10 protein-coding genes and 1 pseudogene are annotated in these 13,171 nt (G+C 71.8%); 6 read left to right on the top strand and 5 right to left on the bottom strand.

The annotated features are described in order from the left end of the window. The first annotated feature begins 245 nt into the window (after nt 1-245). Both ACIPFH_RS28965 and groL read left to right on the top strand, forming a co-directional pair. A complete protein-coding gene (locus ACIPFH_RS28965) occupies nt 246-452 on the top strand; it encodes a cold-shock protein (protein WP_007493268.1) in 207 nt (68 codons plus the stop codon). A gap of 392 nt (nt 453-844) precedes the next feature. Then, nucleotides 845-2,467 (top strand): chaperonin GroEL, encoded by a 1,623-nt coding sequence (gene groL, locus ACIPFH_RS28960; protein WP_356253774.1) that lies wholly within the window; start codon nt 845-847, stop codon nt 2,465-2,467. Between the two features lie 27 nt (nt 2,468-2,494). Here groL and ACIPFH_RS28955 read toward each other — a convergent pair whose 3' ends face one another. Then, nucleotides 2,495-2,713: a hypothetical protein gene (locus ACIPFH_RS28955; protein WP_401830904.1), complete on the bottom strand. Its 219-nt coding sequence runs from the start codon at nt 2,711-2,713 to the stop codon at nt 2,495-2,497. Between the two features lie 239 nt (nt 2,714-2,952). On the opposite strand from ACIPFH_RS28955, the gene ACIPFH_RS28950 reads away from it, so the two are divergent. From ACIPFH_RS28950 to ACIPFH_RS28935, 4 genes and pseudogenes are all read left to right on the top strand, one after another. Further along, entirely contained in the window at nt 2,953-4,131 is a 1,179-nt protein-coding gene (locus tag ACIPFH_RS28950) for an NADH:flavin oxidoreductase (protein WP_401830902.1), read from the top strand. A gap of 81 nt (nt 4,132-4,212) precedes the next feature. Continuing rightward, nucleotides 4,213-5,067: a metallophosphoesterase gene (locus ACIPFH_RS28945; protein WP_401830900.1), complete on the top strand. Its 855-nt coding sequence runs from the start codon at nt 4,213-4,215 to the stop codon at nt 5,065-5,067. Nucleotides 5,068-5,219: 152 nt separating this feature from the next. Continuing rightward, entirely contained in the window at nt 5,220-6,710 is a 1,491-nt protein-coding gene (locus ACIPFH_RS28940; RefSeq protein ID WP_401830898.1) for an MFS transporter, read from the top strand. Nucleotides 6,711-6,921: 211 nt separating this feature from the next. Beyond that, nucleotides 6,922-8,513, top strand: a pseudogene (locus tag ACIPFH_RS28935) (carboxylesterase/lipase family protein). A gap of 216 nt (nt 8,514-8,729) precedes the next feature. On the opposite strand, the gene ACIPFH_RS28930 reads toward ACIPFH_RS28935, so the two are convergent. The 4 genes from ACIPFH_RS28930 to ACIPFH_RS28915 all read right to left on the bottom strand — a co-directional run bounded on the left by ACIPFH_RS28930 (nt 8,730) and on the right by ACIPFH_RS28915 (nt 13,164). Further along, a complete protein-coding gene (locus ACIPFH_RS28930; protein ID WP_356246441.1) occupies nt 8,730-9,305 on the bottom strand; it encodes a hypothetical protein in 576 nt (191 codons plus the stop codon). A 228-nt stretch (nt 9,306-9,533) separates the two neighbouring features. After that, nucleotides 9,534-11,246 carry a PTS transporter subunit EIIC gene (locus ACIPFH_RS28925; protein WP_401830896.1) on the bottom strand — a complete coding sequence of 571 codons (1,713 nt, stop codon included), beginning with the start codon at nt 11,244-11,246 and terminating at the stop codon, nt 9,534-9,536. 16 nt (nt 11,247-11,262) lie between these two features. Further along, complete coding sequence (murQ, locus tag ACIPFH_RS28920) at nt 11,263-12,198, bottom strand: N-acetylmuramic acid 6-phosphate etherase (RefSeq protein WP_401830895.1); 936 nt, start codon at nt 12,196-12,198, stop codon at nt 11,263-11,265. A gap of 72 nt (nt 12,199-12,270) precedes the next feature. Continuing rightward, nucleotides 12,271-13,164, bottom strand: coding sequence for a MurR/RpiR family transcriptional regulator (locus ACIPFH_RS28915; protein WP_401830894.1), 894 nt, complete (start codon nt 13,162-13,164; stop codon nt 12,271-12,273). Nucleotides 13,165-13,171: the final 7 nt, after the last annotated feature.

The raw sequence follows: 13,171 nt of genomic DNA, 5'->3' as shown, positions 1-13,171 counted from the left end.
CGTGGCTTTTGTGGCCTTTGTGCGGCCCGACTTGCCCTCAATTCAGGCGAATTCTCGCCACATTCCGGATCCCGTACGTCCGGAATTCTCGTCCGACTGACCTGTTGCAGACGGCAGTTGGACAGATACATTCAGCCGCGGTCGACGCGTTCCGGCGCACGCCCCCAAGCCAACCGGGGGGTGAGGTCTGACCCGGATCCGCGAAGTGCGGGTCTGCGCAAGGGCCAGTAATAGGGGAGTTAGGCATGGCTCAGGGCACCGTCAAGTGGTTCAACGCGGAGAAGGGGTACGGCTTCATCGCGGTCGACGGTGGTGCGGATGTTTTCGTCCACTACAGCGCGATTCAGATGGACGGCTACCGCACCCTGGAAGAGGGTCAGCGGGTCGATTTCGAGATCTCGCAGGGCCAGAAGGGGCCGCAGGCGGACATGGTCCGTCTCGCGACCGGCTGAAGCGCGCGCCGACTGACAGCGTCGTTCTTCTGTACATCTGTCGAAGGGCTCGCACCTCCTGGGGGGTGCGAGCCCTTCGGCCTGTCCTGGGGGCGTCCGGGAACCGCCCCGAGGCTGTCCGGGGGTGTGCGCGGGGGTCGTCCGGCGTCCGTCCCGGGGGTGTGCGGCGGAAGCGTCCGGAAGGGCCCCGGTCCGGTGGAGGCGCTTGCACTCTCCTGGGTCGAGTGCTAATCATTGGCGTTAGCACTCTGAAGGTGAGAGTGACAACGAGGACCGGGTCGGTGAGGCCCGCAGGCCAGGTGGGGCAAGGAACCACGAGGCCGGCGAGCCGTCCGTCGCGGGCGCCAGCGCGGTCCGGAGCAATCCACCCCAGTCCGGGAGGACCACTTCACATGGCCAAGATCATCGCGTTCGACGAGGAGGCACGGCGCGGCCTCGAGCGCGGCATGAACCAGCTCGCGGACGCCGTGAAGGTGACGCTCGGCCCCAAGGGCCGCAACGTCGTCCTCGAGAAGAAGTGGGGCGCCCCCACGATCACCAACGATGGTGTCTCCATCGCCAAGGAGATCGAGCTCGAGGACCCGTACGAGAAGATCGGCGCAGAGCTGGTCAAGGAAGTCGCCAAGAAGACGGACGACGTCGCCGGTGACGGTACGACCACCGCGACCGTCCTCGCCCAGGCGCTCGTCAAGGAAGGCCTGCGCAACGTAGCCGCCGGCGCCAACCCGATGGCCCTCAAGCGCGGTATCGAGAAGGCCGTCGAGGCCGTCTCCGGTGCCCTGCTCGAGCAGGCCAAGGATGTCGAGACCAAGGAGCAGATCGCTTCCACGGCCTCCATCTCCGCCGCCGACACCCAGATCGGCGAGCTCATCGCCGAGGCGATGGACAAGGTCGGCAAGGAAGGCGTCATCACCGTCGAGGAGTCCCAGACCTTCGGTCTGGAGCTGGAGCTCACCGAGGGTATGCGCTTCGACAAGGGCTACATCTCGGCGTACTTCGCCACCGACATGGAGCGTATGGAGGCCGTCCTCGACGACCCGTACATCCTGATCGCGAACTCCAAGATCGCCAACGTCAAGGACCTGCTCCCGCTCCTCGAGAAGGTCATGCAGGGCGGCAAGCCGCTGCTGATCATCGCCGAGGACGTCGAGGGCGAGGCCCTGTCCACGCTGGTCGTCAACAAGATCCGCGGCACCTTCAAGTCCGTCGCGGTCAAGGCCCCGGGCTTCGGCGACCGCCGCAAGGCGATGCTGAACGACATCGCCATCCTCACCGGCGGCGAGGTCATCTCCGAGGAGGTCGGTCTCAAGCTCGAGAACACGACCATCGACCTGCTCGGCAAGGCCCGCAAGGTCGTCATCACCAAGGACGAGACCACCATCGTCGACGGTGCGGGTTCCTCGGACCAGGTCGCCGGTCGGGTCAACCAGATCCGCGCCGAGATCGAGAACAGCGACTCGGACTACGACCGCGAGAAGCTGCAGGAGCGCCTGGCGAAGCTCGCCGGCGGTGTCGCGGTCATCAAGGCCGGTGCCGCCACCGAGGTGGAGCTCAAGGAGCGCAAGCACCGCATCGAGGACGCCGTCCGCAACGCGAAGGCCGCCGTCGAGGAGGGCATCGTCGCCGGCGGTGGCGTGGCGCTCATCCAGGCGTCCGCCGTCTTCGAGAAGCTGGAGCTCGAGGGTGACGAGGCGACCGGCGCCAACGCCGTGCGCATCGCGCTCGAGGCCCCGCTGAAGCAGATCGCCGTCAACGGTGGTCTCGAGGGTGGCGTCGTCGTCGAGAAGGTCCGCAACCTGCCCATCGGTCACGGCCTGAACGCCGCGACCGGCGAGTACGTCGACATGATCGCCGAAGGCATCATCGACCCGGCGAAGGTCACGCGCTCTGCCCTGCAGAACGCGGCCTCCATCGCCGCGCTGTTCCTCACCACCGAGGCCGTCATCGCCGACAAGCCGGAGAAGGCGTCCGCGCCGGCCGGCGGCGGCATGCCGGGCGGTGACATGGACTTCTGATCGACCTGACGGTTGATCGCCTGTCCTTCACACCGAGGGCGGCACTTCCCGGAAACGGGGGGTGCCGCCCTCGGCGTTTCTGTCCGCGTACTCGTTCAGTTCCTCGGTGTCGAGGGTGATGGTCACCGGGGGCGGGAGCTCGACGGTCGTGCCCCAGGGGTAGGAGACGGTCTGCCGGTAGCGGCCGTCCTTGGGGTCGCTGTAGACCACGACGGTGTTGTTGTCGCGGTCGATGAGGCGCGACACCCGCTGCCGTGCGGCGGCCGTCGGTCAGGAGGCGGTGTAGCAGGAGGCGATGGCGGGCTGGCCCGTGTAGTTGGGGCCGGCGGTCGGGTCGGAGGGCGGGTTGGAGGCGGGTCGGAGGCGCGGGGCTGGAGGGAGGGGGCAGCCGGGCGGCCGGTCGGCGTGGCCGGGATCACAGGGGCTGTCCCGTGGGGCTGGAATGGCGCGGGAGGTCCGGGGGGTTCAAGTGGGAGAGGCACTCAATGCATGTGCACATACCAATCGGTTCATCGTCCTCCCGAGGAGTCCCCCACGTGAGCATCACCCCGCCTGCCGCTTCGCGCGCCGCCGAGATCCTCTCCCGTCCGGTGTCCATCAACGGACTGACCGTCCCGAACCGCATCGCCATGGCGCCCATGACGCGTATGTTCTCCCCGGGCGGCATTCCCGGCGAGGACGTCGTGTCGTACTACGGCCGTCGGGCCGCCGCCGGTGTCGGTCTCATCGTCACCGAGGGGACGTACGTCGGGCACGACTCCGCGGGGCAGAGCGACCGGGTGCCCCGGTTCCACGGTGCGGAGCAGCTCGCGGGCTGGGCGAAGGTCGCCGAGGCCGTGCACGCGGGCGGCGGGAGGATCGTGCCGCAGCTGTGGCACATCGGGATGGTGCGCAGCCAGGGTGAGCCGCCGTTCGCGGACGCGCCCGCCGTCGGCCCCTCCGGCATCCGTGTCGACGGCACCGAGGGCACCGGCAAGGCGATGACCCAGCGCGACCTGGACGACGTCATCGGCGCGTTCGCCGAGGCCGCGGCCGCCGCCGAGCGCATCGGCTTCGACGGCGTGGAGATCCACGGCGCCCACGGCTACCTCATCGACCAGTTCCTGTGGGCCGGCACCAACCGCCGCACCGACGCCTACGGCGGCGGCGCCGTGGCCCGGGCGAAGTTCGCCGCCGAGGTGGTGGCCGCGGTGCGCGAGACCGTCTCGGCCGATTTCCCGGTCATCTTCCGTTACTCGCAGTGGAAGCAGGAGGCCTACGACGCCCGGCTCGCCGAGACGCCGGAGGAACTGGAAGCCATCCTCGCCCCGCTCGCCGCGGCCGGCGTCGACGCCTTCCACGCGTCCACCCGCCGCTACTGGCTGCCGGAGTTCGACGACTCCGACCTCAATCTCGCGGGCTGGACGAAGAAGCTCACCGGCAAGCCCTCCATCACGGTCGGCTCGGTAGGCCTCGACGGCGACTTCATCAGGGGCTTCGCGGGTGAGGGCGCCCCGGTCAAGGGCTTCGACGACCTTCTCGACCGGCTGGAGCGCGACGAGTTCGACATGGTCGCCGTCGGTCGTGCGCTGCTGCAGGACCCGGAGTGGGCGGCGAAGGTGCTCGGTGGCCGTCTCGACGAGCTGGAGCCCTTCGACGCCGCCGCGCTGCGGACCCTCAGCTGAGCGTCGTGCCGCGCGTTCTCGGCTGATCGTCCCACTGCGGAGCATCGGCCCGGCCGTCAACTCGGGGGTATTGTCCGGGAGATGAGGATCCTTCATCTCTCGGACACCCATATCGGTCGCGTCGACGGTCCTGAGGGCCGCCGCGTCGAAGCCGTCGACTCCCTGCGGCTCCTCCTCGGTGAACTCCGCCACCAGCGGGACGTGGACGCGGTCGTCGTCACCGGCGACCTCGCCGACGACGGCTCGGTGGAGGCGTACACGACCGTACGGGAGCTGATCGGCGGCTTCGCGCGCTCCCTGGACGCGCCCGTCTTCTACACCACCGGCAACCACGACGAGCGGTCCGCCTTCGCCAAGGTGCTGGGCAGCGGGCACCCGGACGCCGTCCTCGAGTTCCCCGGCGCCGAGCGGGCGGCCGTCAGCACGGTCGGTGGCCGGCGGTTCGTCACCCTGGACTCGCTGGTGCCGGGGCAGGTGTACGGCCGGCTCGGCGCGGAGCAACTGCGCTGGCTGCGGGACGTGTTGAGCACTCCGGCCGAGCTGGGCACCGTCGTCGCCTTCCATCACCCCCCGATCGCTCTCGACATCTCGCCGACCCAGCGGGTCTTCGGGCTGCGCGACCCCGGCGAGCTGGCGGACGTGATCCGGGGGAGTGACGTACGCGTTCTGCTCACCGGGCACTTCCACCTCCAGCTCTTCGGGCTGCTGGCCGCCGTGCCGGTGTGGGTGACGCCCGGGGTCGTCAATCGCATCGACCTGACCACCGCGCCCGGCACCGAGCGGGCGGTGCGGGGCGCGTCCGCGTCCCTCGTGGAGCTGGGCGGGGCGACGGGACCGATGTTCCACACCCTGCACGCGCGGGATCCGCGCGCCCACGAGACGGTCTACGAGCTGGACGAGGAGCGGACCCGGGAGATCATCGCGCGGCACGGCTGAGGCCCGCGGCGGGGTTTCCGCCCGTTCGGCGTCGGCGATGTCCCTGGGCGGCGCGAGGGTGGGAAATTTAGCTTGCTTAACTCAATCAATCTATATAAGCTTGCTTGAGTCAAGCAGTTCAAATCCCTCGTGCATCCGACGGAGGCCCTGTCATGTCCGACGCCCTTGCCCGACCCGCTGCGGCGGGAACATCCGCCCCGCCGAGGTCGAACGCCGTGGTGGCGGTGCTGGCCCTGGCCGGGATCGTCGTCTCGCTGATGCAGACCCTGGTCATCCCGATCGTCCCCGAGCTGCCCAAGCTGCTGGACGCGCCCGCCTCCGACACCGCCTGGGCGGTCACCGCCACGCTGCTCGCCGCCGCCGTCGCCACCCCCGTCGTGGGACGGCTCGGCGACATGGTCGGCAAGCGGCGGATGCTGCTCACCAGCATCGTGCTGCTGGTGTCCGGCTCGGTGGTCTGCGCCCTCGCCGACTCCCTCGTCCCGATGATCGTCGGCCGTGCGCTCCAGGGCCTGTCGGCCGCCGTGGTGCCGCTGGGCATCAGCATCCTGCGGGACACGGTGTCCGCCGAGAAGCTCGCCGGTTCGACGGCGGTGATGAGCGCCTCCCTCGGCGTCGGCGGCGCGCTCGGTCTGCCCACCGCCGCGTTCATCGCGGACAACTGGGACTGGCACATCCTCTTCTGGACCTCCGCCGCCCTCGGCGTCGTCTCCTTCCTGCTCGTGCTGACGTTCGTCCCGGAATCACGGAACCGCGTCGGAGGCCGCTTCGACCTCGTCGGCTCGCTCGGTCTGGCGGCCGGTCTGGTCTCACTGCTGCTGGCCGTGTCCAAGGGCGCCGACTGGGGCTGGACCTCCGGCACGACGCTGGGCCTGGGCGCCGCCGCCGTCCTGATCCTGGCCGCCTGGGGCTGGTGGGAGCTCAAGGCGAAGCGGCCGCTGGTCGACCTGCGTACCACCGCCAGGCCGCAGGTGCTCTTCACCAACCTCGCCTCGATCGCCCTCGGCGTCTCGATGTTCGCGATGTCCCTGGTCCTGCCCCAGCTGCTCCAGCTGCCCGAGCAGACCGGCTACGGCCTGGGCAGGTCGATGCTGACCGTCGGCCTGGTGCTGGCCCCGCAGGGCCTGGTCATGATGGTCATGTCCGCCGCGTCTGCCAAGATCACCAAGGCCAAGGGCCCCAAGGTCACCCTGATGATCGGCGCGCTGATCGTCGCCGCCGGCTACGGCCTGAACATCCTGCTCATGTCCGAGGTCTGGCACCTGATCCTGGTGTCCTGCATCATCGGCGCCGGTATCGGCTTCACCTACGGCGCGCTCCCGGCCCTGATCATGGGCGCGGTGGACCCCTCCCAGACGGGCGCGGCCAACAGCCTCAACACCCTGATGCGGTCCCTGGGCACCAGCTTCGCCAGCGCCATCGCCGGTGTGGTCCTCGCCCAGATGACCACCGACTTCGGCGGCTACGCGCTGCCCTCGGAGAACGGCTTCAAGGTCGTCATGGCCATCGGCGCCGGAGCGGCCCTGGCCGCCTTCCTGCTGGCCACCTTCATCCCGAAGCGCAAGGCCCCGGCCGGCCTCTCGGTGGTGGATGACGCGGCAGGCACGGAAGGCGCCGAGGAGGCCACCCCCGTCAAGGCGTGAGCGCCGACCGGCCTGCCGGAGACCGACCGACCTGCGGGAAGCCGATCGACCTTGCTGGGAGCCGACTGAGCTGCCGGAGGCCGACCGACCTGTGGGAAGCCGACTGAGCTGCCGGAGGCGGCTGTCACCCACACGAGGGGTGATGGCCGCCTTCGGCACTTTCGCCGATCACCGCCCGTTCCACGAGCAGCCGCCATTCCAGGAGTGATCAATGACGACACCCGACGCCACCGGCACCACCGATGCCCCCGGCACCACCGACCGGCTCGTCGCACGCACCACCGCCGGCGCCGTACGCGGTCGCCGCGAGGAGGACCTGACCGTCTTCCGCGGCATTCCCTTCGCCGCGCCCCCGGTCGGCGAGGCCCGCTTCCAGGCCCCCCGCCCACCGCACCCGTGGGACGGGATACGCGACGCGTACGCCTTCGGGCCGCCGCCCCCGCAGGAGGCGGGCATCCAGGGCCGGGCGGGGATCCCGGACGCCCCGACCGGGGACGACTGGCTGACGGTCAACGTCTGGAGCCCGGACCCGGAGCCGGACCCGTCGGGCGCCCGCCCGGTGATGGTGTGGATCTACGGCGGCGCCTACAAACTCGGCCACTCCGGCAGCCCCGGCTACGACGCGCAGCACCTCGCCCGCGCCGGCGACCTGGTCATCGTCACCTTCAACTACCGCGTCGGCATAGAGGGGTTCGCCCGGATCGAGGGCGCGCCGGCCAACCGGGGGCTGCTCGACCAGGTCGCCGCGCTGGAGTGGGTGCGGGACAACATCGCGGCGTTCGGCGGCGACCCGGGCCGGGTGACCGTCTTCGGCGAGTCGGCGGGCGCCGGTTCGGTGGCCGCGCTGCTGGCCATGCCGAGCGCACGGGGTCTGTTCGGGCGGGCCATCGCGCAGAGCGTGCCCGGCACGTACTTCTCCGACGAACTGGCCCGCGACCTCGCGGGCGCGATCGCCGCGGAGGCCGGCCTGCGACCGACGGCAGCCGACCTGGCCACGGTGGACCCTCGCACGCTGCCCGAGGCCGGTGCGGCGCTGGGCGCGAAGATGGCGCAGCGGGTGGACCGGTGGGGGCAGGTCGCGCCCACGGTCACCCCGTTCTCCCCTGTGGTCGACGGCGAGATCCTGCCGACGACTCCGTGGCAGGCGCTGGCGTCGGGCGCCGCTCGGGACGTCGAGCTGGTCGTCGGACACAACGCGCAGGAGTTCCGCCTGTTCATTGCCATGGGCGGCCTGCTGGGCAAGGTGACCGAGGATCAGGCGACAGCGGTCCTGCGTCTGTTCGCCCCGGGCGGGGGAGCGCAGGGCGAACAGGCGTACCGGTCGGCCTTCCCGGACGCGGATCCGGGCGAGCTGTACGAGCGGGTGCAGTCGGACTGGCTGTTCCACATACCTTCCCTGCACCTGGCCGAGGCGCAGGTGGCGGGGGGCGGGCGGGCCCATGTCTACGAGCTGACCTGGCCGGCCCCGGGAGCGGGCGGCACCCTGGGCGCGTGCCACGGCCTGGACATCCCGCTGCTGTTCGGCACCTACGGGGCGGACCTCGGGAACCTGCTGTTCGCGGGGGTGGAGGTGACGGACGAGGCGCGGGCCCTGACGGCGAGCTTCCACCGGTCGTGGACGTCCTTCGCGAAAACGGGAGATCCGGGCTGGCCCGCGTACGACCCGGAACGGAGGCTGGTGCAGGTGCTGGATGTGGAGCCCGAGGTGCGCCCCTACCCGGAGGAGACGTCCCGTCGGCTGTGGGAGACCACGACTTCCCGCCACTGCCGCTGCTGGACGGGGGCGTCCGGGACAGGGCGTAGAGCCCGCCTGAGGGACTGGGCCTGGGCACAAGAGCCCTTGGAGTCCTGGAGCGTTGGGGGCTCGGGGGCTCGGGGGCTCGGGGGCTCGGGGGCTCGGGGGCTCGGGGGCTCGGAGGCTTGGGGGCTTGGGCGGGGGGCCTGGAGCCTTGGGGCTTGGGGCCTCTGGGCGGGCTGAAGCCCTGGGTGCGCCTGGGTGCCCCGGGGTGGTCTGAAGCTCTAGAGGTTGCCGAGGGGCTCGATGTCGACCTTCACCGGGGTGCCCCAGATCCGCAGCACCTCGTAGTCGGTGAACTCGTGCACCAGCCGGTAGGCCATCGCGGGCCGGGATCCGCGGCGCAGGGCGGTGATGTAGAGCTCGGCCTCCCGGCGGTCCCTGCGCGGCGTCCCGCAGAGCTGCCACTCCTGACCGTTCCACAGCTCCGCCAGCCAGCGCTGCTGGGGCTGCGGGCGGTCGGCGCGGGTGCCGTACCGGGAGACGGACGGGGTGGGGGCGGTGTACGGCGCCTGCGGGGCGGGGCCGTTGAACTCGGCTCGGCGGGCCGCCCGACGGCGCGTCTCGCACAGCAGGCACAGGTCGGGTGCCGCCTCGTCGACCGGACCGTGCGGGTGCTCGGCGCAGCGGGTGGTGGGCGTGGCGCCGACGACGCTGTCGTCCAGCAGGTCCAGGGCACGCCGCAGATCGGCCTTGACCTCGTGCAGCCGGGCGTCCGGGGTGTCTGCGGAGAGCGCTTCGCCATGCTCGCCGAGAAGACGGAGGGCACGGCCGAGCGCGGTGAGCTGGGCGTGGTTCATGGCTCCAAGGGTAGGCGGGCGCGGCGGACGGCCACTCCCGGCCGATCTGCGGCGACGACGTCGACACGGCCTGCTCCCGGACGCCGACCATGGCGCCGCCCCGAATCCGGCCGCCCCGAATCCGGCCGACCTGGATACGAGCGACTCGTCAGCTGGATCGGCGGAGTGTCAGGCCACCAGGGGCTGCCGCTGCCGGGGAAGTGGCGTCGGCGGGATCACCCCGGTCGATCAGGGCGTGGAAGGCGGCTGCGCTTCCACCTGCCACCGCTCGTGCCTGGCTTTCTCGCCGGCGGTCTCGTCGTGCCGGGTCTTCTCGCCCGTGATCTCGTCGTGCCCGGTCTTCTCGTCGGCGATCTCGTCGTGCTCGGCCTCCTCGCCCCCGGTCTTCTCGTGCCCGGTCTTCTCGCCCGTGATCTCGTCGTGCCCGGTCTTCTCGTCGGCGATCTCCTCGTGCCCGGCCTCCTCGTGCCGGGTCTCCTCGTGCCGGTTCTTCCCGCCGGCGGTCTCCTCGTGCCCGGTCTTCTGGCCCGCGGTCTCCTCGTGCCCGGTCTCGCCGCTCGGGGCGGTGCCCGTCGGTCCCAGTCCGCCGAAGGCGTACGTCGCCGTGAAGCCGACCGCGTAGCCCGTCAGCAGCCCGCCCGCGTAGACCGCCGCCGTCAGGCCGAGTCCCCTGTTGCCCGCCAGTAGCGGGAACAGGGCCCAGCCGGACGGGCCGATCGCCGTCGCCCCCACCTTGTCGCCGAGCATCGCGAAGAAGCCGACGAAGGCCCCGCCGGCCGCGCCGCCCGCGCAGGCGGTGAGGAAGGGGCGGCCCAGCGGGAGCGACACCCCGTAGATCAAAGGCTCCCCGACGCCCAGCAGCCCGGCCGGGAGCGCCGACCTGATCGTCGTCCGGATGGACGTGTCGCGCAGCCGGACGTACACCGCCACGGCCGCGCCGACCTGCCCGGCGCCAGCCATCGCCAGGACGGGCAGCAGGACCGTATAGCCCTGCTGCTCGATGAGGGTGGTGTGGATGGGGATGAGGGCCTGGTGGAGGCCGAGCATCACCAGCGGCAGGAAGAGGCCGCCGAGCACCAGCCCCGCGAAGGCGCCCGTCGTCGCCAGCAGCCAGTTCGCCGCCGTGCCGATGGCCGAGGACACCGCGCCGGCCGCGTACATCAGGCCGTACAGCGTGCCGAGTCCCGCGACGAGGACGGTCAGGGTGGGGGTGAGGAGTACGTCCAGCGCCTCCGGGACGCGGCCGCGGCACCATCTCTCGACGCGGGTGGCCAGCAGCGCGGCCGCCAGCGCGCCGAGGACCCCGCCCTGGCCGGGGGCGAGGGCAACCCCGAACGCCGTCACCTTGGCGACCCCCGGGTAGACGACGATCGCCGCGACCGCGCCGCCCAGGATCGGGGTGCCGCCGAACTCCTTCGCCGTGTGGTGACCGACGAAGACGGCGATCAGTGCCATGAACGCGGACGCGACGGCGGCCAGGGCGGGGGTGAGGCCGGGCAGCCACCCGGCGTTGAGCAGCAGACCGTTGACACCGGCGAGGACGCCGCAGCCGATGAGCGCGGGGATCAGCGGGACGAACACGGCGGCCAGCCGGCGCAGGCCGGACTTGAACGGGGTCGCGTTGTCCCTGCGCCGCTCCTCCCGCAACCCGGCCCCTCGCGCGCCCAGTTCCTCGGCGGTGGACGGCCGGGCGAGCAGCTGCTCGAAGGCGGCCGTCACCCGCGTCACCACGCCCGGCCCGAGGACCACCTGGTACGAGCCGCCGTCCACGACGACCCCGAGCACCCCGGGCACCGCCCGCAGCGCCTCCTCGTCCGCGCGGGACGGATCGGAGAGGCCCAGCCGCAGCCGGGTCATGCAGTGGGCGACGGACGTGACGTTGGCGGGGCCGCCCACCAGGGGCAGGATCGCGGCGGCTGTGGAGGGGGAGTCGATGCGCACCCCCCGAGCGTGCGGCTCAGCCGCCCGCCGCACCGAGCGCGGCGCGCAGATGTCCCCCGGACTCCTCCAGAAGGCGGGCGGCGTCCGGCCCGTCCACCCCCGTCAGCAGGACGAGGATCGCGTTCTTCACCTCGCCGTCGGTGGCGGCGAGGGCGGCCTCGATCTCCGTCTCGTCCGCCCCGGTCGCCAGCGCCACGATCCGCCGTGAACGGGCGCGCAGCTTCTCGTTCGAGGCGCGGACGTCGACCATCAGGTTCCCGTACGTCTTGCCCAGCCGGACCATCGTGATCGTCGAGATCATGTTCAGCACCAGCTTCTGCGCGGTGCCCGCCTTCAGCCGGGTGGACCCGGTGAGCAGCTCCGGGCCCACGACCACCTCGATGCCGTGCTCGGCGGCGGCGGCCAGCGCGCTGCCCGGGTTGCAGGCCAGCCCGACGGTCAGGGCGCCCCGTGCCCGCGCGTACCGGACGGCGCCGACGGCGTACGGGGTGCGGCCGGAGGCGGAGACGCCGACCACGGTGTCGTCGGGGGTGAGCGCGAGGGCGGCCAGGTCCGCTTCGGCGAGTTCCGCGGAGTCCTCGGCGCCCTCGACGGAGGTGACCATGGCCGTCGGGCCGCCCGCGATCAGCCCTACGACCTGTCCGGGCGCGGTGTTGAAGGTCGGCGGGCACTCGGAGGCGTCGAGCACACCGAGCCGTCCGGCGGTACCGGCGCCGGCGTAGACCAGCCGGCCGCCGCGCGCCATGCGGGCGGCGACGGCGTCGACGACGGCGGCGATCTGCGGGAGCCGCGCGCCGACGGCGGCGGGGACGGCGGCGTCCTCGCCGTTCATGAGCCGGGCGATGTCGAGGGTGGGGAGCCGGTCGATCTCGGCGAGGTCGGGGCGGAACGCCTCGGTCGTGAGGGATTCGAGCGCGGTGCGCAGCTCACGGGGGTCGGGGTGGTGGGTCATCGGGAGCGGCTCTTTCCGGTGCGGTTCTGGGCAACTGTCGGCACCGCCACGGTCTACCGGTGCCCCTACGGTCTACCGGTGCCGGTGGGCCAGCGCCTCGTACGACGCGGCCAGCGCCGGCGCGGCCGTCGCGTAGGTCCGCTGGGCCACCCCGACGAACAGGCAGTCGACCACGAGCAGTTGACTCGTCCGGGACGACATGGCCGCCGGACGCAGCTCACTCTCCCGCGCGGTCGACGTGGCCAGCACATGATCGGCGTACTGCGTGACCGCGCTCTTCGGCCGCCCCGTGATGGCGACGGTCGTGGCCCCGTGCTCGAACGCCACCCGCAGCGGTTCGATGACGTCCCGTGTCGCACCGGAGTGCGTGATGGCGATGGCGAGGTCACCGGCGGCGAGCTGCACCGCGTTCGTCACCGCGAGGTGGGTGTCGCTGTGGGCGTGCGCGATGAGCCCTATCCGCAGCAGCTTCTGGGTGAGGTCCTGGGCGACGAGACCGGACGCCCCGACGCCGTACACGTCGATGCGCCGGGCGGCCGCCGCGGCGGTGACGGCGGCCTCGAGCTGGCCGGTGTCGAGGGTGGCGGCGGTGTCGGCGAGGGTCTGCCGCTCGTCGTGGGCGAGCTTGGCGACCACGTCCGCCAGGGGATCGTCGACCGCGATGTCGGTGGTGATGGCCGGCGCCCGCCCGGACCGCTGCTGCGCCGCCAGCCCGGCGAGGGCGAGCCGCAGGTCACGGTAGCCGGAGTAGCCGAGGAGGCGGGCGGTGCGCACGACGGTCGCCTCGCTGGTGCCGGTGAGTTCGGCGAGGCCGGTGACGGTGAGGGCGGCGCAGCCCGCCGGGTCGTTCGCGACCGCTTCGGCGACGCGCCGCATGGAGCGGGTCAGCGAGGGGGCCAGGGTGCGGACCTTGGCGGCGAGCGCGGCGGGATCGGGACTGAAGGTTTCCTTCACAGCCTTGGTCACATCTGAA

The sequence above is a fragment of the Streptomyces sp. NPDC088157 genome, from assembly GCF_044741545.1.
GTDB lineage: Bacteria > Actinomycetota > Actinomycetes > Streptomycetales > Streptomycetaceae > Streptomyces.
The sequence above is the reverse complement of the archived record's forward strand: the minus strand, read 5'-3'. Positions and strand labels throughout refer to the sequence as shown.